This is a genomic window from Phenylobacterium sp., from assembly GCF_016124325.1.
Lineage (GTDB): Bacteria > Pseudomonadota > Alphaproteobacteria > Caulobacterales > Caulobacteraceae > Phenylobacterium.
On record NZ_WGNY01000030.1, the window covers coordinates 161,876 to 182,622 of the forward strand.

General features: G+C 71.1%; 24 protein-coding genes. 14 read left to right on the forward strand and 10 right to left on the reverse strand.

Annotated elements, in window-relative coordinates; genetic code table 11:
• Positions 1-57 precede the first annotated feature (57 nt).
• From GC203_RS17780 to coaBC, 3 genes are all read right to left on the reverse strand, one after another.
• Positions 58-1,095 (reverse strand): phytanoyl-CoA dioxygenase family protein, encoded by a 1,038-nt coding sequence (locus tag GC203_RS17780; protein ID WP_293457412.1) that lies wholly within the window; start codon positions 1,093-1,095, stop codon positions 58-60.
• On the reverse strand, positions 1,095-1,553 hold the full coding sequence (gene dut, locus GC203_RS17785) for a dUTP diphosphatase (RefSeq protein ID WP_293457414.1): 459 nt from the start codon (positions 1,551-1,553) through the stop codon (positions 1,095-1,097). The genes GC203_RS17780 and dut overlap by 1 nt, the downstream gene beginning before the upstream one ends.
• 156 nt (positions 1,554-1,709) lie before the next feature.
• Positions 1,710-2,900 carry a bifunctional phosphopantothenoylcysteine decarboxylase/phosphopantothenate--cysteine ligase CoaBC gene (gene coaBC / locus GC203_RS17790; protein WP_293457415.1) on the reverse strand — a complete coding sequence of 397 codons (1,191 nt, stop codon included), beginning with the start codon at positions 2,898-2,900 and terminating at the stop codon, positions 1,710-1,712.
• Positions 2,901-3,019: 119 nt separating this feature from the next.
• Between coaBC and GC203_RS17795 the strand changes: the two genes are divergently transcribed.
• Together GC203_RS17795 and GC203_RS17800 are read left to right on the forward strand one after the other, a co-directional pair.
• On the forward strand, positions 3,020-3,577 hold the full coding sequence (locus GC203_RS17795; RefSeq protein ID WP_293457417.1) for a hypothetical protein: 558 nt from the start codon (positions 3,020-3,022) through the stop codon (positions 3,575-3,577).
• Between the two features lie 89 nt (positions 3,578-3,666).
• Complete coding sequence (locus tag GC203_RS17800) at positions 3,667-4,992, forward strand: acyl-CoA dehydrogenase family protein (RefSeq protein ID WP_293457420.1); 1,326 nt, start codon at positions 3,667-3,669, stop codon at positions 4,990-4,992.
• A gap of 176 nt (positions 4,993-5,168) precedes the next feature.
• On the opposite strand, the gene GC203_RS17805 is transcribed toward GC203_RS17800, so the two are convergent.
• The 4 genes from GC203_RS17805 to GC203_RS17820 all read right to left on the reverse strand — a co-directional run bounded on the left by GC203_RS17805 (position 5,169) and on the right by GC203_RS17820 (position 9,467).
• Positions 5,169-7,334 carry a xanthine dehydrogenase family protein molybdopterin-binding subunit gene (locus GC203_RS17805; RefSeq protein WP_293457423.1) on the reverse strand — a complete coding sequence of 722 codons (2,166 nt, stop codon included), beginning with the start codon at positions 7,332-7,334 and terminating at the stop codon, positions 5,169-5,171.
• The gene (locus GC203_RS17810; protein ID WP_293457426.1) at positions 7,331-8,317 is read right to left on the reverse strand and encodes an FAD binding domain-containing protein; all 987 of its coding nucleotides are present in this window, start codon (positions 8,315-8,317) and stop codon (positions 7,331-7,333) included. The genes GC203_RS17805 and GC203_RS17810 overlap by 4 nt, the downstream gene beginning before the upstream one ends.
• Positions 8,314-8,784: a (2Fe-2S)-binding protein gene (locus GC203_RS17815; RefSeq protein ID WP_293457428.1), complete on the reverse strand. Its 471-nt coding sequence runs from the start codon at positions 8,782-8,784 to the stop codon at positions 8,314-8,316. Before GC203_RS17815 ends, GC203_RS17810 begins: the two co-directional genes overlap by 4 nt.
• Before the next feature lie 92 nt (positions 8,785-8,876).
• On the reverse strand, positions 8,877-9,467 hold the full coding sequence (locus GC203_RS17820) for a TetR/AcrR family transcriptional regulator (protein WP_293457430.1): 591 nt from the start codon (positions 9,465-9,467) through the stop codon (positions 8,877-8,879).
• Between the two features lie 163 nt (positions 9,468-9,630).
• On the opposite strand from GC203_RS17820, the gene GC203_RS17825 reads away from it, so the two are divergent.
• The 4 genes from GC203_RS17825 (at position 9,631) to GC203_RS17840 (ending at position 14,622) form a co-directional block, all read left to right on the forward strand.
• Positions 9,631-11,403: a class I adenylate-forming enzyme family protein gene (locus tag GC203_RS17825; protein ID WP_293457433.1), complete on the forward strand. Its 1,773-nt coding sequence runs from the start codon at positions 9,631-9,633 to the stop codon at positions 11,401-11,403.
• Complete coding sequence (locus GC203_RS17830) at positions 11,400-11,969, forward strand: NADPH-dependent FMN reductase (RefSeq protein ID WP_293457435.1); 570 nt, start codon at positions 11,400-11,402, stop codon at positions 11,967-11,969. The genes GC203_RS17825 and GC203_RS17830 overlap by 4 nt, the downstream gene beginning before the upstream one ends.
• A 132-nt stretch (positions 11,970-12,101) precedes the next feature.
• Positions 12,102-13,835, forward strand: coding sequence for a M10 family metallopeptidase C-terminal domain-containing protein (locus GC203_RS17835; protein WP_293457437.1), 1,734 nt, complete (start codon positions 12,102-12,104; stop codon positions 13,833-13,835).
• A 118-nt stretch (positions 13,836-13,953) separates the two neighbouring features.
• On the forward strand, positions 13,954-14,622 hold the full coding sequence (locus GC203_RS17840; protein ID WP_293457439.1) for a cell cycle transcriptional regulator TrcR: 669 nt from the start codon (positions 13,954-13,956) through the stop codon (positions 14,620-14,622).
• A gap of 97 nt (positions 14,623-14,719) precedes the next feature.
• Here GC203_RS17840 and GC203_RS17845 read toward each other — a convergent pair whose 3' ends face one another.
• Positions 14,720-14,893: a DUF465 domain-containing protein gene (locus GC203_RS17845; protein WP_293457442.1), complete on the reverse strand. Its 174-nt coding sequence runs from the start codon at positions 14,891-14,893 to the stop codon at positions 14,720-14,722.
• A 131-nt stretch (positions 14,894-15,024) separates the two neighbouring features.
• On the opposite strand from GC203_RS17845, the gene GC203_RS17850 reads away from it, so the two are divergent.
• Genes GC203_RS17850 through GC203_RS17860 form a run of 3 tightly spaced genes read left to right on the forward strand, consistent with a single transcriptional unit; the run spans position 15,025 to position 16,309 of the window.
• On the forward strand, positions 15,025-15,633 hold the full coding sequence (locus GC203_RS17850; RefSeq protein WP_293457444.1) for a UbiX family flavin prenyltransferase: 609 nt from the start codon (positions 15,025-15,027) through the stop codon (positions 15,631-15,633).
• A gap of 2 nt (positions 15,634-15,635) precedes the next feature.
• Complete coding sequence (locus GC203_RS17855) at positions 15,636-16,079, forward strand: TIGR02444 family protein (RefSeq protein ID WP_293457445.1); 444 nt, start codon at positions 15,636-15,638, stop codon at positions 16,077-16,079.
• Between the two features lie 14 nt (positions 16,080-16,093).
• Positions 16,094-16,309, forward strand: a complete 216-nt coding sequence (locus GC203_RS17860) for a DUF465 domain-containing protein (protein WP_293457447.1) — start codon at positions 16,094-16,096, stop codon at positions 16,307-16,309.
• 52 nt (positions 16,310-16,361) lie between these two features.
• Here GC203_RS17860 and GC203_RS17865 read toward each other — a convergent pair whose 3' ends face one another.
• Positions 16,362-17,081 carry a GGDEF domain-containing protein gene (locus tag GC203_RS17865; RefSeq protein ID WP_293457449.1) on the reverse strand — a complete coding sequence of 240 codons (720 nt, stop codon included), beginning with the start codon at positions 17,079-17,081 and terminating at the stop codon, positions 16,362-16,364.
• 133 nt (positions 17,082-17,214) lie between these two features.
• Between GC203_RS17865 and purE the strand changes: the two genes are divergently transcribed.
• The 5 genes from purE to GC203_RS17890 are packed head-to-tail and all read left to right on the forward strand — an operon-like array spanning position 17,215 to position 20,044.
• On the forward strand, positions 17,215-17,700 hold the full coding sequence (gene purE / locus GC203_RS17870) for a 5-(carboxyamino)imidazole ribonucleotide mutase (protein ID WP_293457452.1): 486 nt from the start codon (positions 17,215-17,217) through the stop codon (positions 17,698-17,700).
• A gap of 28 nt (positions 17,701-17,728) precedes the next feature.
• Positions 17,729-18,808: a 5-(carboxyamino)imidazole ribonucleotide synthase gene (locus GC203_RS17875; RefSeq protein WP_293457455.1), complete on the forward strand. Its 1,080-nt coding sequence runs from the start codon at positions 17,729-17,731 to the stop codon at positions 18,806-18,808.
• Positions 18,805-19,407, forward strand: coding sequence for a class I SAM-dependent methyltransferase (locus GC203_RS17880; RefSeq protein WP_293457458.1), 603 nt, complete (start codon positions 18,805-18,807; stop codon positions 19,405-19,407). Before GC203_RS17875 ends, GC203_RS17880 begins: the two co-directional genes overlap by 4 nt.
• 56 nt (positions 19,408-19,463) lie before the next feature.
• Positions 19,464-19,850: a hypothetical protein gene (locus tag GC203_RS17885; protein WP_293457460.1), complete on the forward strand. Its 387-nt coding sequence runs from the start codon at positions 19,464-19,466 to the stop codon at positions 19,848-19,850.
• On the forward strand, positions 19,847-20,044 hold the full coding sequence (locus GC203_RS17890) for a helix-turn-helix transcriptional regulator (RefSeq protein WP_293457462.1): 198 nt from the start codon (positions 19,847-19,849) through the stop codon (positions 20,042-20,044). Before GC203_RS17885 ends, GC203_RS17890 begins: the two co-directional genes overlap by 4 nt.
• Here the strand turns inward: GC203_RS17890 and GC203_RS17895 are convergent.
• The gene (locus tag GC203_RS17895; protein ID WP_293457464.1) at positions 20,035-20,700 is read right to left on the reverse strand and encodes a COQ9 family protein; all 666 of its coding nucleotides are present in this window, start codon (positions 20,698-20,700) and stop codon (positions 20,035-20,037) included. The genes GC203_RS17890 and GC203_RS17895 overlap by 10 nt on opposite strands.
• Positions 20,701-20,747 lie beyond the last annotated feature (47 nt).

Here is a 20,747-nt window from a genome sequence, read left to right on the forward strand (position 1 = left end):
ACCACGGCCACCCGTCGGCAAGGCTCGCCGCTGGCGAACCGACATTCCGGACGTCCCCTAAGAGTCAGTAGCCGCTCCCCACCCCGTCACCATCCGCCGCAACCGCCCCAGCGCCCGCCGCGCGAGCCCGCGCCGCGCCGCCAACCCATCCGCCCCCGCCGCCCGCGCGTCCGACATCGGCGGCGCCGAGACATCCAGGAACGCCCTCGGCGTCGCCACGCCGTTGATGCCGTTCTCCACCGGCTCGCCCGTGCGCACGTCGGGCAGGCCGCGGCGGAAGCCGATCTGGCCGGCGAAGGGGTTGGAGAGCAGCGGGGTCCAGTAGGCGCAGTCCGCGAAGAAATAGTGCGTCACCTGGCTCAGCCGGCTCCGGGTGCGGTCGGTGTGCGGCGCCCCGCCGTGGTGCAGGCCGGCGGCCCAGATCAGCGCCTGGCCCTTCCTGGGATGGAACTCGACGGGCGCCACGCCACAGCGTTCGCGCAGCTCGCCCCACACCTGGTCGAACATCTCCACCCGCTCGCCGATGCGGTCGGCGAAGGGCGCCGGGCGGCCGATGTGCTCGTTGTAGAAGACCGGCCAGCGGTGGCTGCCCGGATAGTAGATCAGGGGGCCGGCGCCGGGCCCCACGTCCTCCAGCGCCACCCACACCCCGCACATGAAGTTCTCGGGCGCCGAGGCGAAGTGGATCAGGTCGATGTGGGCCGCCTGCTGCGAGCCGATCGGGAAATTCAGCGTCTGGAACGGGAAGGCCGCGCGGCCGTAGATCCGCGACAGCAGGGCGGCGACCTCGGCGTTGGCGGCGATGCGGCGGACGCTGGCGTTGTCGCGCCAGGCGTCGGAGGCGCGCTCCAGGGCCTCGATCTTCCCGGCGCGCCAGTCGTCCCAGGGCCGGTCGGCGAACAGCGAGGCCGCGATATCGGCGGCCAGGGCGTCCAGCTCGGGCTCGGGGAAGTCGATCACCGCGAAGCCGTCGCGGTTGAGCGCCTCGGCCACCCGGCGTGTCTCGGCGTCCCATTGCCCGTCGGCGGCGATCTCGTCGAAGAACGGGCTGTCGATCAGGGGCACGCCCGGCAGCCGCTCGCGGGCGGGACGCATCAGGCCGCGCCCGTGGAGCCGAAGCCGCCGGCGCCGCGCGCCGTCTCGTCCAGGCTGTCCACCTCCGCCCATGTGGCCTGCACCACCGGGGCGACGACGAGCTGGGCGATGCGGTCGCCGCGGCGGATGTGGAAGTCCTCGGCGCCCAGGTTGACCAGGATCACCTTCACCTCGCCGCGGTAGTCGGCGTCGATGGTGCCCGGCGTGTTGAGGCAGGTGATCCCGCTCTTCAGCGCCAGGCCCGAGCGCGGCCGCACCTGGGCCTCGAACCCGGCCGGCAGGGCGAAGGCGTAGCCGGTGGGCACGGCCAGCCGGTCGCCGGGGCGCAGGGTCACGGTCTCACCCTCGGCCACCGCGGCGCGCAGGTCCATGCCCGCGGCCTGGGCGGTCTCATAGGCCGGCAACGGCAGGCCCTCGGCGTGGGGCAGGCGCAGGATCGGGACGGTGGGCGAACTCAATTGGAATCCTCTCAAATCAAGCGTCATGGTCGGGCTCGTCCCCGCCACCCGGAAACGCCGAGGCGGCGGGCCGTGATACGGCCTCGACCCGCCCCGTCTCCGAACGTCAGCGCGTCTGGGTCGCCGGGACAAGCCCGGCGATGACGATCGATGGGTTCAGAGCGCCTCGGCGATGCGCTGGGCGAGGCGTCGGGCGACCTCGCCCTTGGCCATGCGCTCCCATCGCTCGATTCCCCCCGCCGAGACGATGGCCACGGCGTTGTCGTCGCCGCCCATCGTCCCTTCGACGCTCACGTCGTTGGCCACGATCCAGTCGCAACCCTTGCGCGCCAGCTTGTCGCCGGCGTGCTTTTCCACCGCGTCGGTCTCGGCGGCGAAGCCCACCACCAGCTTGGGCCGCGCCTTGGCCTTGGAGAGCGTGGCCAGGATGTCGGGGTTCTCCACCAGGCTGATCGCCGGGGGCCCGCCCGCGCCCTTCTTGATCTTCGAGCCGTTCAGGGTCTCGGGCCGCCAGTCGGCGACGGCGGCGACGCAGACGGCGATGTCGGCGGGCAGCGCCGCCTCGCAGGCGGCCAGCATCTCGCGCGCGGTCTCCACGTCGACCCGGCGCACGCCGGCCGGCGCGGCCAGGGCCGTGGGGCCGCTGACCAGGGTGACCTCGGCGCCCAGGGCGGCCAGGGCGCTGGCGATCGCATAGCCCTGCTTGCCCGACGAGCGGTTGGTGAGCAGGCGCACCGGGTCGATCGGCTCGGCGGTGGGCCCGGCGGTGACGATGGCGCGCCTGCCGGCCAGCGGACGCGCGGCGGCGCCGGACAGCGCCGTCAGCACGGCGTCGAGGATCGCCGGCGGCTCGGCCATGCGGCCGGGGCCGAACTCGCCGCAGGCCATGGCGCCCTCGTCGGGACCCACGAACGTCACCCCGTCGGCCTTCAGCGCAGCCAGGTTGCGCTGGGTGGCCGGGTGCTCCCACATCCGCACGTTCATGGCCGGGGCCATCAGCACGGGCTTGTCGGTGGCCAGCAGGATGGTGGAGGCCAGGTCGCCGGCCAGGCCGTTCGCGGCCTTGGCCATCAGGTCGGCCGTGGCCGGGGCGACCACCACGAGGTCGGCCGAGCGCGACAGCTCGATATGGCCCATCTCGGCCTCGTCGGTGAGGCTGAACAGCTCGGTGTAGACCTTGTCCTCGGCCAGGGCCGAGAGGCTGAGCGGGGTGACGAACTGGGCGCCGGCCGCCGTCAGGATCGGGCGCACGCCGACCCCGGCCTTGCGCAGCAGCCGCGTCAGCTCCAGCGCCTTGTAGGCCGCGATCCCGCCGCCGACGATCAGGAGAACCCGCTTGTCGCTCAAGCCGCGCGCCTCGCCTTGGTGTGATGGGGTCTGGATGTAGGGCAAAGCCGGGGACTCGACAAACGGCGAGGCTTGTGTTCTTTCTTTGTTCCAGACGTGCGGATCTGGAGGCCACAACCATGGCGGCGACGCGGATTTCCCTGCTGATCGCGACGGCGGCGGCGCTGGCGCTGAGCGCCTGCGACAACGGCCCCTCGGCGGTCGCGGCCAAGCCCGAGGCGGCCGCCCCGGCCGCGGAACGGACGACTTCGAGCCCACCTTCCGAAACGGCCGCGTCCTCGGTCCCCCGCGTCGACCACCGGAACGACCCGGTGACCCTGGTCTCCGGCAAGCCCATGTGGTCGGCCAGCCGCCGCTATTCGGCTGAGGAGAACGCCCAGCGCGCGTTCGACCGCAACGGCGAGGCCTTCGGCGCGGCCAGCGTCGACGAGTTCGTGACCAAGGCCCACGCCTTCGTCGAGCACCCGCCCAGGGGCGCGCTCACCCTCACCCGCGCCAACGGCGACAGGCTGATCTACGACCCCAAGGCCAATGTCTTCGCCGTGGTCAGCAAGGCCGGCGCGCCGCGCACCATGTTCAAGCCCGACGACGGCATGGCCTACTGGGACCAGCAGAAGGCGCGCGAAGCCAAGCGCCAGACCGCCCGCCGGACCCGCGGGGCCGACGACGACGCCTGAGGCGCCGGCCGAACGAGCGTTTGATCTCGCCTCCCGACGGGTCTAGCATACCCGACCTACGAAAAAGGACGCTGGGAGGCGTGGCGGTCATGGCTTGGGATTTCGAGACCGATCCGGAGTTCCAGAAGAAGCTGGACTGGATCGAGGACTTCATGCGCGACGAGGTCGAGCCGATCTCCCACCTGGGCATGGCGGCCTGGTCGTCGGTGGGCCGCGAGAAGTTCATCAAGCCGTTGCAGCAGAAGGTGAAGGATCAGGGACTGTGGGCCTGCCACCTGGGCCCCGAGCTGGGAGGCCAGGGCTTCGGCCAGCTCAAGCTGGCGCTGATGAACGAGAAGCTGGGCCGCAACAACCTGGCCCCCAGCGTCTTCGGCTGCCAGGCGCCCGACAGCGGCAACGCCGAGATCATCGCCCACTACGGCACCGACAAGCAGAAGGAAGCCTACCTCTGGCCGCTGCTGAACGGTGAGATCCGCTCGGCCTTCTCCATGAGCGAACCCACCGGCGGCTCCGACCCGCTTACCTTCCAGACCCGCGCGGTGCTGGACGGCGACGAGTGGGTGATCAATGGCGAGAAGTGGTTCTCCACCAACGCCCGCTACGCCAAGGTTCTGGTGCTCTATGCGATCACCGATCCCGACGCCAAGGACCCCTACCGGCGCACCTCGATCTTCCTGGTGCCCACCGACACGCCCGGCGTGGAGATCGTGCGCAACGTCGCGGTCGGCGCGGGCGGCGAGATCGGCGGCGGCAACGAGGGCTACGTCCGCTACAACAACGTGCGCCTGCCCTACGACGCCCTGCTGGGCGAGCGCGGCCAGGCCTTCGTGATCGCCCAGGTGCGGCTGGGCGGCGGACGCGTCCACCACGCCATGCGCACCGTCGGCGCCTGCCGCCACGCCCTGGACCTGATGTGCCGCCGCGCGGTCTCACGCACCACGCGCGACGGCCGGCTGTCGGACCTGCAGATGGTGCAGGAGCAGATCGCCGATTCCTGGATCGCGGTGGAGAGCTTCCGCCTGCTGGTCCTGCGCACCGCCTGGCTGATCGACAAGCACAGGGACTACCAGAAGGTCCGCAAGGACATCGCCGCCATCAAGGTGGCCATGCCCAAGGTCTACCATGACGTGGCGACCAAGGCCGCGCACCTGCACGGCGCGCTGGGCGTCTCCAACGAGATGCCCTTCATGCACATGGTCAACTCCAGCCTCGTCATGGGCATCGCCGACGGGCCGACCGAGGTGCACAAGGTCACCCTCGCCAAGCAGGTGCTCAAGGACTACCAGCCCGACAACGACCTCTTCCCGAACTACCACATTCCGAAGCTGCGGGAGGAAGCCCAGAAGCGGTTCGCCAAGGAGTTGGGCGAGATCCGCGACCACTACGCCGGCCGCCGCCAGAAGGCCGACGCCTGAGGCGAGGCGCCGAACTCTCGGCCCTAGGTCGTCATCCCGGCCGAAGCGCTCGCAAGGGCGCGTAGAGCCGGGATCCAGCCGCACGGCGGCGACGCCGCTCATGGGCGCGTGGCGAGGATTGAGCTGCTGGGTCCCGGATCTTCGGGCGCGCTGCGCCCTGCGTCCGGGATGACGAGTCAGCCGATCACGTCCTCGATGCGGATCGGCAGGCGGCGCACCCGCTTGCCGACCGCGTGGAACACGGCGTTGGCGATCGCGGCCTGGACGCCGGCGGTTCCCAGCATGCCGACGCCCTTCACCCCGCCCGGCAGGTGCGGGTCGTCCTCGTCCAGCATCAGCACGTCGAACTCCGGCATGTCGGCGTGCACGGGGATCAGGTAGTCGGCGAAGGTGTCGCCCACGATCCGGCCCGAGGCGCGATCGGTGGCCACCTGCTCGTGCAGCGCCATGCCGATCCCCCCGATCAGGCCGCCGACGTACTGGCTGCGCGCCAGCAGCGGATTGAGGATGCGGCCCGCGGCGAAGGCCCCGCAGACCCGCCGCACGCGAATCTCGCCCAGGTCGGGATCGACCCCCACTTCCACGAAGATGGCGCCATAGGCGTTGGCGCTGAAGGCCATGTTCTCCGGCGCCGCCGAGGCGCCCTCGGTCTCCAGGCCATCGGGCGCCAGGCGGGCCAGTATCTCGGCCAGGCCTTCAGCGGCGTTGCGCGAGCGGCTGCGCACCAACCCGCCCTCGAAGACGAGGTCGTCGGGCGCTGCATCGGCCAGCGGCGAGGCGCCGTCGGCCGCGACGCGTTCGGCCACCATGGCGCGCAGGCGCGCCATCGCCGTCTCGACCGCCGGCGTGAAGCTGGCGGTCACCATCGAGCCGCCCGTGAAGGGGCCTTCCGGCAGGTCGGTGTCGCCCAGTTCGACGCGGACGTTGTCCATCGGAAGGCCGAGGCCCTCGGCCGCGAGCTGGCCTATGGCGGTGTAGGCGCCCTGGCCGAAGTCCTGGGTGCCGCACTGGACCAGCAGGCCCGCGTCCGGCTCGACCCGCACCCGCACGCGGCAGGGCTGGTGGTGCACGGGATAGACGGACGTCGCCATGCCCCAGCCGATCCGCCAGCGGCCGTCGCGGGCCTTGCCCGCCGCCGGCCGGCCCGACCAGCCGAAACGCTCGGCGGCGGCGTAGCAATCCAGCAGGCTGTTGCTGCTCCAGGGCCGGTCGGTCTCCGGATCCTTGCTGGCGTAGTTGCGCACCCGCAGTTCGACCGGATCGATCCCGAGACGGCCGGCCGCCTCGTCCAGCGCCGACTCCAGGGCGAACAGGCCAGGCGCCACGCCGGGCGCGCGCATGGGGATCGGCAGCGGCTCGTTGGTCCGCACGATGCGATGCGTGGTCGCCACATTGGGGCAAGCGTAGAGCCAGCGCGAAACCCGCGCCGTGCCGTCGGCATAGTCGCCATGCGTCGCCGTCTGGCCCAGCACGGCGTGGTCGATCCCGGTCAACCGTCCCTCGGCGTCGAAGCCGATGGCCAGGTCCTGAACGGTCTCCTGCCGGCGTCCGACGAGGTTGAAGAGTTGGGCGCGGGTGAGCTCCAGGCGGACAGGGCGTCCCGTGCGCCGCGACGCCAGGATCGCCCACATCATCCAGGGCCACCAAAGCTGCCCCTTGCAGCCGAACCCGCCGCCCATGAAGCGCGAGACGACGCGCACCTGGTCGGCCGGGATCTGGAACGCGTGGGCCACGAGGCGCTGGGTGGCGAAGATCGCCTGGGTGCCGGTGTGGACCACGACGCGGTCGCCATCCCAGGCGCAGACCACCGAGTGGGGCTCCATGGGGTGGTGGTTGTTGACCGCCGTCTCATAGCGGTTGCGCAGGACCAAGCTGGCTTCGGCCAGGGCGGCGCCGGGATCGCCGCGAAGGGTCGTGGCCGGATAGCGCCCGACGATATCGGGCGCGAAGGCGGTCTCCAGGGCCTGATCCATGGCGGTGACCGCCGGCTCGGCGGCGAGGTCGAGGCGTACTGCCCGCGCGCAGGCCTCGGCCTCGTGCAGCGTCCCGGCGACCGCCAGGGCCACCGGCTGGCCGGCGAAATGGATGCGCGGCTCGCGGGCCAGGGCGGTCGATCCGGAGGGCTTGAAGACCTCGGCCTCGGCGTAGGAGACGAGGTCGGCGAAGCCGGGCAGGCCGCGCGCCGGCCCGCCGTCCACGCCCAGCACCCGGCCGTTGGCGATGGGCGCCTCGACCAGGGCGGCGTGGAGCATGCCGGTCATCGGCGTCTCGGCCTCGTAGACCGCCCGTCCGGTGACCTTGAGCGCCGCCTCGAGGCGGACCGGACTTTCCACCCGCGTCATGCCGCGCCTCCGACGGTTTCGAGCGCGCGCTTCACCACGCGCCTGAGCAGATCGACCTTGAAGCCGTTGTGGGCCAGCGGCTCCGCGCCATCGACGGCAAGGGCCGCGGCCTCGTCGAACGCCTTGTCCGACGGCGCGGCGCCCACCAGCGCGGCCTCGGCGGCTTCGAGCCGCCAGGGGCGCGCCGCCACACCGCCCGCGACGAGCCGCGCCCGGGCGATCCGGCCGCCCTCGACGCGCAGGACCGCGGCGAGCGAGACCACCGCGAATTCGAAGGACGCACGATCGCGCACCTTGAGATAGGTCGACCGCGCGCCGCCGCAGGGCGGAACCTCGACCGCCGCGATCAGTTCGCCGGGCGCCAGTTCGGTGTCGATATGGGGTGCGTCGCCGGGCAGGCGATGCAGCTCGGCCACGGAGATGCGCCGGGTCTCGTCAGGGCCCATCACCTCGACCTCGGCGTCCAGGGCGGCGAGCGCCACGGCGAGGTCGGAGGGGTGGGTGGCGCAGCAGGCCTCACTGGCGCCGAAGATCGCGTGGCCGCGGTTCTCACCCGCCCGCGCGCCGCAGCCGGAGCCGGGCGCGCGCTTATTGCAGGGCAGGGCGTCGTTGCGGAAATAGGCGCAGCGGGTCCGCTGGAGCAGTACGCCGCCGATCGTGCCCATGTTGCGCACCTGGCCGGAGGCGCTGGCGTTGATCGCCTCGGCCACAAGCGGCCAGCCTCGGGTCACCGCCGCGTGCGCCGCGGTGTCGCTCAGGCGCGCCAGCCCGCCCAGGCGCAGCCGGCCGTCACGCTCCACGCCGATCCCATCAAGCGGCAGGCGCGAGATGTCGACGACGAGCGCCGGCGCAGCGGCCCGCGCCTTCCACAGCGGCATCAGGTCGGTTCCGCCGGCGATATAGGCCGCCCCCGGCTTCGCGCCGGCGGTCAGCGCCTCGGCCACATCACCGGCGCGCAGATAGTCGAACGCCACGCCGCTCACAGGCCCGCCACCTCGGCGACGGCCGCCACGATGTTGGGATGCGCACCGCAGCGGCAGAGGTTGCCGCTCAGGCCCTCGCGGATCGCCTCGACGCTGTCGACGCCCTCGCCGATCAGCGCCAGGCCGGAGAGGATCTGGCCGGGCGTGCAGTAGCCGCACTGCACGGCGTCATGGCGCACGAACGCCGCCTGCAGCGGATGCAGCGCCTCAGGCGTCCCGATCCCTTCGATGGTGGTGATCGCCCGACCTTCGTACGAGGCGGCCAGGGCCAGGCAGGCCTTGATACGCCGCCCGTCGGCCAGGACCGTGCAGGCGCCGCAGGCGCCCATGTCGCACCCCTTCTTCACGCCCGTGAGGCGCAGGGTGTCGCGCAGGACGTCGAGCAAGGTGGCGGTGGGCGGCGCGTCGATGCGGCGCGCCTCTCCGTTGACGGTGAGCGAAAGCGCAGGGCGCCCGGCGTCGGCCATGGGCGGCTCCTTCTCTGGAGTGTCGGAATGACCCCAGTCTAGCCGCGCCCCGCAATTTGACAAGCGGTAAGTTATATTTGCTGATTGGTCAGTTAATCGCGCGCCATCCGCCTCACGAAATCGTCGAGGAACGCCGACCAGGCCGCCTGGAATTCGGGATCGGAGGGCGACTTGCCCACGATCATCCGGGTCACCTGCGGAAACGCCAGCGGGTAGATCGCCAGGGCGTGGAGGGCCAGTTGCAGCAGGTCGGTGGGCAGGTCGGCCGGCAGCTCGCCCTTCGCCTGCTGTTCCGCGAGCCGCGCGGCCTGGCGCGCGATGGACTCGCGGCGCGGCTCCTCCGCGGTGATCTGGCCGTCCGCGTCGCGTTCAGCCGCTTCCCAAGTCATGAACCGCACCCAGACCGGGTCGGCGGCGGCCGAACCGAACCGCTGGCGGAAGAGCCGCCCTGGACCATCGCCTTCCGGCGGCGGCGCGCGATGGTGGCGGAACTTGTGGTCGAGGATCTCCTCGAACAGCGCCTCCTTGCTCGGAAAGTAGTGGTAGAGCAGTTGCTTCGAGAGGCCGGCCCTGCGGGCGATGGCCTCGATGCGCGCGCCGGCGAAGCCGTGCGCCGCGAACTCGTCGCGGGCCGCCTGCATGATCTTGGCGCGCGTGCGCGCCGCGTCGCGGATCTCGCCCATGGCCGCGTTGGTACCAGCGGGCGGGCTTCCGGGCCAGAACGGGCCGGCGCCGGCGCCTGGAGGGCATGGAATTGCTTTCCCCTAGGCGCCCCGGGCGATTATCTGGAATGAACGCCCCTTGGGGCCGCCGCAGTGTCCGCTTGCCGTACGAGACCTTCGATCCATGTCCGACGCCGTGAACGTCCCTGAGTCCAAGCCCTGGCCCGTCATGTCGCTCGCCGAGGCGCACGCGCGGCTCACCGCCCCTGGCGCGCCGTTCGAGATCGAGGAGAAGGTGATCCGGGGCGTCCGCACGCGGACCTGGAAGAACGCCCCGCCCACCCTGCGCGACGTGTTCCTCAACGGGCTGCGGTTCCGCGAGCGCGAGTTCCTGGTCTACGAGGACGACCGCGCCACCTTCGACAGCTTCGCCCGCGCCACGCTCACCCTGGCCCACCGGCTGCTCGCCGACGGCGTGAAGAAGGGCGACCGCGTGGCGGTGATCATGCGCAACTTGCCCGAATGGCCGGTGGCGTTCTGGGCCGGCCAGCGGGTGGGCGCGATCGTCACGCCGCTGAACGCGTGGTGGACGGGCGCGGAGCTGGAGTACGGCCTGGCCGATTCCGGAACCAAGGTCGCCTTCGTCGACGACGAGCGACTCGAACGCCTGGGCCCGCACCTGAAGGCCCTGCCCGACCTTCAGCGCATCTACGTGGCCCGGCTGCACGAGGCGGGCGGCGACGGGCGCTGCCACCGGCTCGAGGACGTGATCGGCAAGGTCAACGACTGGGGCAAGCTGCCCGAGCTGGCGCTGCCCGACGTGCCGCTGGATCCCGAGGACGACGCCACCATCCTCTACACCTCGGGCACCACCGGAAAGCCCAAGGGCGCGCTGGGCACCCACCGCAACATGACCTCCAACATCGGGGCCAGCGGCATCTCGGCGGCGCGCAACTTCCTGCGGGCGGGTGATCCCCTGCCCGAGCTCGACCCCACCAAGGCGCCGCAGCGGGTGGGCCTGCTGGTGGTGCCGATGTTCCACGCCACCGGGCTATCGGCGACGCTGTCGCCCTCGCTGAACTCGGGCGGCAAGCTGGTGCTGATGCGGCGGTGGGACGCCGAGCCGGCCATGCGCCTGATCGAGCGCGAGAAGGTCAGCTCGACCGGCGGGGTGCCGACCATCGCCTGGCAGCTCATCGAGCACCCGGCACGCGCGAAATACGACCTCTCCTCGCTGATGTCGGTAGCCTATGGCGGCGCCCCGTCGGCGCCCGAGCTGGTCCGCAAGATCGCCGAGGTGTTCCCGGGATCCGCCCCAGGCAACGGATGGGGGATGACCGAGACCACCGCCACCTTCACCAGCCACCTCGGCCCCGACTATCTCAACCGGCCCGACAGCGCCGGGCCCGCCGCGCCGGTGGGCGAGATGCAGATCCGCGACCCCGCCAACGCCAAGACCGTGCTGCGGCCGGGCGAGGTGGGCGAACTCTGGGTGAAGGGCCCGCAGGTGGTGAAGGGCTACTGGAACAAGCCGGAGGCCACCGCGGAGACCTTCGTCGACGGGTGGCTGCGCACCGGCGACCTGGCGCGCATCGACGAGGAGGGCTTCCTCTTCATCATCGACCGCGCCAAGGACATGCTGATCCGCGGCGGCGAGAACATCTACTGCGTCGAGGTCGAGAACGTTCTCTACGACCACCCCGACGTCATGGACGCCGCCCTGGTGGGCGTGCCGCACAAGACGCTGGGCGAGGAGCCGGCAGCCGTCGTCCACTTGCGCCCCGGCGGGACGGCCACCGAGGCCGAGCTGCGCCAGTGGGTGCGCGACCGGCTGGCGGCCTTCAAGGTCCCGGTCAAGATCGCCTTCTGGCCCGAGACGCTGCCGCGCAACGCCAACGGAAAGATCCTGAAGGTCGAGCTGAAGAAGGCCTTCGCCATGGAAGGGGAAACCACGTGAGCCGCCGCCCCATCATCGTCGGCCTGGGCGGCACCGTCCGCGAGGGCTCCTCCACCGAAAAGGCCCTGGCGTGCGCCCTGCGCCACGCCGAGACGCTGGGCGCTGAGACCCGCCTGCTGGGCGGCGCGTTCCTGGGCGAGCTGCCGATCTTCGATCCCCGGCCCGGCGGCCCGACCGAGGCCCAGCACGCGCTGGCCGAGGCGATCCGCGGCGCCGATGGCGTGATCGTGGCGAGCCCGGGCTATCACGGCTCGATCTCGGGCGTGATCAAGAACGCGCTCGACACCCTGGAGCTGACGCGAACCGACCCCCAGCCCTATCTCACGGCCAAGCCGGTGGGCACGATCATCACCGCCGACGGCTGGCAGGCGGCGGGGACCACCCTGATGGCCCTGCGAGCCATCATCCACGCCCTGCGCGGCTGGCCCACCCCGTTCGGGGCGGCGCTGAACTCCGGCGGCGGGCTGTTCGACGAGGCCGGCGCGTGCCGCGACGAGAAGGACGCCTGGCAGCTGGCGACCGTGGCCGAGCAGGTCGTCGACTTCGCAAAAATGAAGGCCGCCTGACGAGGGCGCGCGGCCGAACCGTCGCGGTCCGCGTATATCCTCGGCGCGGCCGCGTGACGCGGGCGCGCCGATTGCGTCGATTCATCTGTTCTCTTAAGACTCTGAGTGGGACGCGGAAGTCAGGGTGTGACGATGGCTGACGATCCCATTTCAGAGCCTCTTTCCGATCCGAGAACGGCCAGCGCGACCGACCTGTCGGTGGGCGACGGGACCAGCTTGTCGTACCTGAACGCCGAGGAACGCGCCGGCGTCACCATCGAGGGCAAGACCAGCTTCACCATCGATCGGGCCGGCCTGCAGATGACCGGCTTCGATCCCAACACGATGAAGCCCTACCCCGGCTGGGGCGGCGTGGCGGGCCAGGCCTTCACCATCACCTACGCCTTCCGCTCGACCGCGCCGGCGCAGATGCCCAGCGACACCGACGGCTTCCAGCGGTTCAACGCCCAGCAGATCTACCAGACCGAGCAGGCGCTGCAGGCCTGGTCCGACGTGGCCAACATCAAGTTCGTGCGGGTGGGCGAGGGCTCGTCGGGCGAGGCGGTCTATTCCGACAACGCCTCGATCCTGTTCGGCGACTACTCGTCGGGCGAATCCGGCTCGGCGGCGTTCTCCTATTTCCCGGGTAGCACCGCCGCCAGCAGCTCGGCGGGCGACGTCTGGATCAACATCACCGCCGGCACGAACTCGATCCCCAGCATGGGCAACTACGGCGCCCAGGTGCTGATCCACGAGATCGGCCACGCCATCGGGCTCGACCACCCGGGCGACTACAACGCCGGCGAGGGCGGTGCGATCACCTACGCCAACAACGCGGAATATTATGAGGATTCCCGCCAGTACACGGTGATGAGCTACTTCTCGGAGTCGAACACCGGGGCCAGCTACAACGGCCGCTACGCCTCCGCGCCCCAACTCGACGACATCCGCGCCGCCCAGATCGAGTACGGCGCCAACATGAGCACGCGCACGGACGACACGACCTACGGGTTCAACTCGACAGCCGACCGCGCCTGGTTCGCCGCCACGTCCAGTTCGAGCCGGCTGGTCTTCGCGGTGTGGGACGCCGGCGGCCGGGACACCTTCGACTTCTCGGGCTATTCGCAGAGCCAGAAGATCGACCTGGGCGAGGGCCATTTTTCAGACGTCGGCGGCATGGTGGGCAATGTGGCGATCGCCCAGGGCGCCCAGATCGAGAACGCGATCGGCGGCTTCGGCGCGGACTCGATCGTCGGCAACAGCCTGAACAACTCGCTGAGCGGCGGGGCCGGGAACGACACCATCGCGGGCGAGGCGGGCGCCGACACCATCGAGGGCGGCTCCGGCACGAGCTACCTGCGCGGCGGCGACGGCAACGACTCGATCGTTGGCGGGACGGGCTTCGACGACATCAACGGCAACCAGGGCAACGACACCTGTGTCTCCGGCGGCGGAGACGACTGGGTGGTCGGCGGCAAGGACAACGACAGCCTCGTGGGCAGCGCGGGCCAGAACCTCGTCTACGGCAACCTCGGCAACGACACCTGCGACGGCGGCGACGGGAACGACATCGTCCGCGGCGGCCAGAACGACGACATCGTCAACGGCGGGGCCGGGGACGACTATGTTTCGGGCGACAAGGGCGACGACACCATCACCGGCGGGGCGGGCGCGGACCTCTTCCACACCTTCGGAGCCGCCGGGATCGACCGGGTGCTCGACTTCCACATCTCGGAGGGCGACCGCGTCCTGGTGGACCCCGGCACCCAGTACACGGTGTCCCAGGTGGGGGCCGATACGGTGGTCTCCATGACCGGCGGCGGCCAGATGATCCTGGTGGGCGTCCAGATGAGCACCCTCACCGGCGACTGGATCTTCGGAAGCTGACGGCCGGCCGGCGAAGAAGATCGTTTCCAGCCGGCCCCAAGAGGCCTATAGAACGTGCTCCACCGCCCGGCCGAAAGGCCGGGCGCCTTCGTTTCAAGAACTTGCCGAAGACCACGCCATGACCCAGATTCTGATGCCCAAGGCGACCGCCGTCTGGCTGGTGGACAACACCTCGCTGACGTTCGACCAGATCGCCGACTTCTGCGAACTGCATCCCCTGGAAGTGAAGGGCATCGCCGACGGCGAGGTGGCGCGCGACATCCGCGGCGCCGACCCCATCGCCAACGGGCAGCTCAACCGCGAGGAACTGGACGCGGCCGAGAAGAATCCGAACTACCGGATGAAGGCCCAGAAGAGCCGGCACGCCGAGCTGCTGAAGCCGGTCAAGAAGGGTCCGCGCTATACGCCCGTCTCGCGCCGCCAGGACCGGCCGGACGCCATCGCCTGGTTCCTGCGCAACCACCCAGAAGTGCCGGACAGCCAGGTCGCCCGCCTCCTCGGCACCACCAAGGCCACCATCGACCAGGTGCGCAACCGCGCGCACTGGAACTCGGCCAACATCAAGCCGGTCGACCCGGTGACCCTGGGCCTCGCCACCCAGCTCGAGCTGGACGCGGTGGTGAAGAAGGCGGCCGAGAAGCGCGCCAAGGAAGCCGCCCGCCGCGGCGAGGTGGAGCCGGAAGGCGCCACCCTGCGTCCGGCGGCAGAGACCGGCGTGGTCGAGGACGACCCGGAGCCGGAACCCGTCTACGACGCCGAAGACATCGACGACGCCGACGAGGAATAGGCCTCAGCAGCGCACAAGCGGGACTGCCGGGGGAAGCAAGGCCGCGTCCCCCGCCCTTCACACCGCGCGTCGGACGCCCGCGGGCGGGCGTCGCCGGTCAGTGCATCTGGCCCCTGAGGGTTTCGATCTCTTCCTTCAGCCTGAGCTTCTGTCGCTTGAGTTCCTTGAGCCTGAGGTCGTCGGCGTAGGGCCTGCGCATCTCGTCCTGGATCGCCTGTTCCAGGGACTGGTGACGGGATCCGAGTTCGCGGATCCGGGCATCTAGCGCCATGGCGGAGTGCCTCCTCGCTGTGGGACGACGTTCGAGTAAACGCCCGCTTCCCGCCGCTGTCAGATCACATATGTTTGCAGGCGGTCCCGCGCTGGCGGGGTCGAAGCGGCGGGCGTCGGGGGCTTTTCGGCATGGGCAGGATGGAGACGCCACGGCTGATCGTCGGCATCTCGGGCGCGTCCGGCGTGGCGTACGGCGTCCGCGCTCTCGCGGCCTGCCGCGAACTCGGGGTCGAGAGTCACCTCGTGGTCAGCCGGGCCTCGGCCCAGACGCTGGCGGAGGAAGCGGGCCTGACCATCGCCGACGTCCAGGCCCGCGCCGACGTCAGCTACCGGGCGGGCGAGGTGGGCGCGGCCATCGCCTCGGGATCCTTCCCCACGCTGGGCATGATCGTGGCGCCCTGCTCGGTGCGCACGATGAGCGAGATCGCCACCGGCGTGACCTCGTCGCTGCTGACGCGGGCCGCGGACGTGACGCTGAAGGAGCGGCGCCCCCTGGTGCTGATGGTGCGCGAGACGCCGCTGCACCTCGGCCACCTGCGCACCATGGTCCGGCTGGCCGAAATGGGCGCTGTCATCGCCCCGCCGCTGCCGGCCTTCTATGCTCGGCCCAAGACCCTGGAGGAGATGGTGGATCAATCGGTGGGGCGCGCCCTCGATCTCTTCGGCCTGTCATGGACACCGGTGAAACGCTGGGGCCGCGACATCGGGCCGCTGGCCGCCGCAGCGGACGAGGATTGAGCATGTCGATCTGGGACTGGGCGCTGGAAGCCTATGCGCGGCCGGGCGTGCCGGAGGCCTGCCTCGCCCTGCAGGACGAGCACGGCCAGAACACCTCGCTGCTGTTGTGGGCGGTCTACGCCGAGGTGAAGGATCCCGAGGCCCTGGCGCGGGCGGCGGAGGCGACCCGGGCGTGGGACGCCACCGCGCTCGTCCCGCTGCGCGAAGTGCGGCGGCGACTCAAGCCGCCACTGCCGCCGTTCGCCGACGCGCCGCGCCTGGCCCTGCGCGAGGAGGTGAAGGGACTGGAGCTCGCCGCCGAGCGCCTGCTGCTGGAGACCCTGGCCGACCTGACCGAGGGCCGCGGCGGCGCGCACGCCCTGGACGCGCTGGAAGCCGCCTCGGCGGCGTGGGGCCGTCCGGCGCCGCCCAACGCCCTGGCCGAGCTGGCGGCGGCGCTGAGCTAGGGTCGGGACGGGCGATGATCGACTATTCCAACTTCAGCGACGAGGCCCTTGAGGCGCGCCTGGCGGAGCTACGCCAGGATCACGCCGACCTCGACGCGGCGATCCAGGCCCTGGCGCTCGCGCCCCTGCCCGATCTCGTCGTCATCGGCCGGCTCAAGCGCAAGAAGCTGTCGCTGAAGGACGAGATGGCCCGGATCGCGGATTTCCTGAACCCCGACATCATCGCCTGAAGATAGAACCTTCTCGTCCGGATCAGGTGATCCCACCTGATCCGGGAAGGCTCTAGCCGGCCTTGCGCATCCGCTTGGCCGCGAACATGGCCGCGTCGGCCTGGGCGACCAGGGCCTCGGTCTCGACGTCCGGCGCGATCTCGGTGACGCCCCAGGACAGACGCACCGGCGCGGTCCACTCGCCGAAGCGGATGGGCTCGCGTTCGACCACCTCGGCCAGCGCCGCGGCCTTGGCCTGCGCCGTCGACGCATCGGCCTGCACCAGCACCAGGGCGAACTCGTCGCCGCCCAGCCGCCCCAGGATGTCGCTCTCGCGCACATTGCCGGCCAGGCGCTCGGCGACCGCCTGCAACGCCGCGTCGCCGGCGGCGTGGCCATAGCGGTCGTTGATCGCCTTGAAGCCGTCGAGGTCGAAGTAGACGAGGCTGGCCGGCGCGCCGTAGCGCTGGGCGAACGTCCGCACGCGGCCCAGCTCGCGCAGGAACGCCCGGCGGTTGAGGAGCGGCGTCAGGCCGTCGCGATCGGCCAGGCCCTCGGCTTCGGCGAGCCGCGCCTTCAGCCGACCCACCTCGCCGCGCAGGTCCTCGATCTCGCTGACGAGCGCCAGGATCGCGGCTTGCACCGCCGGCGTCATCTCGGCCTCGGTCACGCCCAGGAAGGCGGCGTTGTCCACGCGCGCGGCGGCGGTTGACGATGTCGCCGCGCCCGCCTTCACGAGCGCGCGGCGGCGGATCGCTGAGAACGGCTCGCTGCGCGCGCCCGTGATCTTCATGGCCCATCCCCGAAATGGTTAACGGCGATTGGACTGCACCGTGGTTAAGGGAATCTAACCACTGTCATTGTGCCGGCAAGGGCGGCGCCTATACTCCGCGCCCTTTCGGGGGCCAGTGGAAAGTCGAGACCGCATGAGCGCGCCAGTCGCCATCATCATGGGCAGCCGGTCGGACTGGCCGGTGCTGAAACGCGCCGCGGAGATGCTGGACGGCCTGGGCGTCGCCTACGAGGCCAAGGTGGTCTCGGCCCACCGCACGCCCGAGCGGATGTACGCCTTCGCAAAGGGCGCCAAGACCGCCGGCGTGAAGGTGATCATCGCCGGGGCCGGCGGGGCGGCGCACCTGCCGGGCATGACCGCCTCGCTCACCGATTTGCCGGTGCTGGGCGTGCCGATCGAATCCAAGGCGCTGAAGGGCATGGACAGCCTGCTCTCCATCGTCCAGATGCCCGCGGGCGTGCCGGTGGGGACGCTGGCGATCGGCGAGGCCGGCGCCAAGAACGCCGGGCTGATGGCGGCCAAGATCCTGGCCCTGTCGGATCCGGCCCTCGCCGAGCGCGTGGCCGCCTTCGCCGCCGACCAGACCGCCGGCGTGGCCGAAGCGGTCGAAGACGCCTGAACAGGCTGGACTGAGCAGAGACACCGTCATGGCCGCGTTCCCGCTTCCACCTGGCTCCACCCTCGGCGTCCTGGGGGGCGGCCAACTCGGCCGCATGCTGGCGCTCGCCGCCGCACGACTGGGTTTCGACGTCGCGGTCCTGGAGCGCGACGCCGACTCGCCGGCCGGGCGGGTCGCCGCCCACACCATCGTGGGTCCCTACGACGACCCGAAGGCGCTGGAGGCGTTGGCCGCGGTCGCGAGCGTCGTCACCTACGAGTTCGAGAACGTGCCCGCCAAGTCGGTGCTCACGCTCCAGGCGCTGGGCGTGGAGGCCGCGCCGGGCCCCGAGGCCCTGTCGGTCGCCCAGGATCGCGTCGCCGAGAAGCAGTTCCTGAACGCCACCGGCGCGCCCACGGTGGCCTTCGCCTCGGCCGACAGCGCCGACGAGGCCATGAGCCAGGCGGCCGCCATGGGCGCCCCGCTGCTGATCAAGACCCGGCGCGACGGCTACGACGGCAAGGGCCAGCGCTGGATCGAGCACGCCGCCGACGCGGCGGCCGCCTTCGAGGCCCTGGGCGGCGTCCCGGTGATCCTGGAGGCCCAGGCGAACTTCGTGCGCGAGCTGTCGATCATCGCCGCACGCGGCCGCGACGGGGCCACCGCGATCTATCCCCTCTCCGAGAACCACCACGAAGGCGGAATCCTGCGCCGCACGCTGGCGCCGGCCGAGGTCTCGACCAGGACCGCGGAGGAGGCCGAACGGATCGCGGTGCGGGTGCTGGAGGGGCTGAACTACGTCGGCGTGATCGGCATCGAGCTGTTCGAGCTCAAGGACGGACGCCTGCTGGTCAACGAGATCGCCCCGCGCGTCCACAACACCGGCCACTGGACCCAGGACGGCTGCGAGGTGGACCAGTTCGAGCAGCACGTCCGGGCGGTGGCGGGCTGGCCGCTGGGCCCGACCGCGCCTCATGCGCGCGTCGAGATGCTGAACCTGCTCGGCGACGAAGCGAACCAATGGGCGAAGCTGGCGCACGAGCCCGAGACCCGTCTGCACCTCTACGGCAAGCGCGAAGCCAAGCCGGGCCGCAAGATGGGCCACGTCAACAAGGTCCATCCGCTTTGACCGACAGCATCGGCTGGTACGAGGACAACGCCGAGGGCTTCTTCGAGCGGTCGGTGGACGCTGCGATACTCACCGAACAACGCGCTTTCGCCGACCTGCTTCCGCCCGGCGGCCGGGTGCTGGACGCCGGCTGCGGGTCGGGCCGCGACGCCCGGCTGTTCCGCGAATGGGGCTTTCAGGTCACCGCGACCGAGGCGGCGCCGAAGCTGGCCGCCCTGGCGCGCGCCCACGCCGGCGTCGAGGTCGAGGTCACGACCTTCGACCGGATGGACTGGACCGAGGCGTTCGACGGAATCTGGACCTGCGCCTCGCTGCTGCACGTGCCGCGCGCGGAGCTGCCGGCGGTTCTGACGCGGCTTCGGCGGGCGCTGAAGCCCGGCGGCGCCTGGTTCATCTCCTTCAAGTACGGCGTCCGGGACCGTGAGGTCGGCGGCCGCCATTTCACCGACATGGACGAGGCCGGCGCCCGGCGCCTGCTGGCCGAGGTCGGCGGCCTCGACCTCTTGTCCATGTGGACCTCGGGCGACGTGCGGCCCGGGCGCGGCAAGGAGCGCTGGCTCGGCCTCTTCTGCCGGCGGGTCGATCAAGTCGACATGTAAGGTTGACCTTACATGCTCCATATGTCAGGTTCTCCTTACATCAAGGAGGCGAAGACATGTGGGGCGGCGATGCGAACCAGCGCTATCGGATCCGGACAGTTTCGGCGCTGGGCGGCTATGTGGCGATCAACGGAGCCGCGATCTCCGGCGCCTTCGACGACCTGAGCGGTCCGGGAAAATGGGCGTTCGCACTGGCCGTCGCGGCGCCTGTCGCGGCGCACATCTGGGCCACCCTCGCGCTGATGGCCCAGAGCGACGAGTTCGTCCGCGCCCTGCTCGCCAAGCGCTTCATCATGGCGTCCGGGCTCACCATGGCGCTCTTCACCGCCTGGGGATTCATGGAGAGCTACGCCGGCGCCTGGCATGCGCCCGGCTGGCTGATGTACGCCGTGTTCTGGGCGGTCTACGGGCTCGTCACCCCGTTCGTGCGGACATCGCGATGAAGAACCGGCTGCGCGAGCTGCGCACGGCGCGCGGCTGGACCCAGGCCGATCTCGGCGAGCGGCTCGGCGTCTCGCGCCAGGCGGTGATCGCCCTGGAAAGCGACAAGCACGATCCGTCGTTGGACCTCGCCTACCGCATCGCGGCCCTGTTCGACGAGCCGGTGGAGACGATCTTCGCCAACCCCTACGCCTGAGGCGGCGCGGCGCCGTAACGCAGGCGGGCCATCGCCCCGGCCAGATGCTCGGCCCAGCGGCTGGGGCGGATGCTGGTGGTCGCCTTCCACTTCTCGAAGGCCATGACATCCTCGATCCGGCGATCGACGAACTCGAGGGCGGCCTTGCGGCCCTGGGCCATGCGCAGCGTCATGGCCGCCGAGAGGATGCCGCCCAGGATCGCGCGTTTGGAATAGTGGTTCTCGTCGGTGGCGGTGTCGCCGGCCCAGCGCCAGAGGTGGTCGGCGCTCTCCCAGGCCAGCCGGCCGGCCAGCGGCAGGTTCTGCGGCAGGGCGAGGTGGCCCATCCAGCGGCGGGTCGCCGGCTCGTCGACGGCGGCCGCATCGAGGCGCGCCTCCACCGCGCGGCGGATGCGCTCGCGGATCTTCAGGTTGTCGGGGTAGACGCCCGCCAGCTCGGCCAGGGCGCGCGCGTCGTGGCGGCGCGAGAACAGGGCGGCGAGGTCGGCCGGCCCATGCGGGACGAGCAGCTCGGTCTCGCCGGCCGACAGGCCGACCGCCTTGCCGGCGAGCTTCGTCGTCCGCCAGGTCCAGCCGTGGATCGGCGCCAGTTTCAGCGTCTCGTCGAGCAGTTGCTGCTCGGCGGCCTCGGCCCAGTCCTGCGCAGGCGTGGTCATGGCCGCCCTTCTACCGCACCCCGCGCAGACGCGAAATCGGAGGCGGG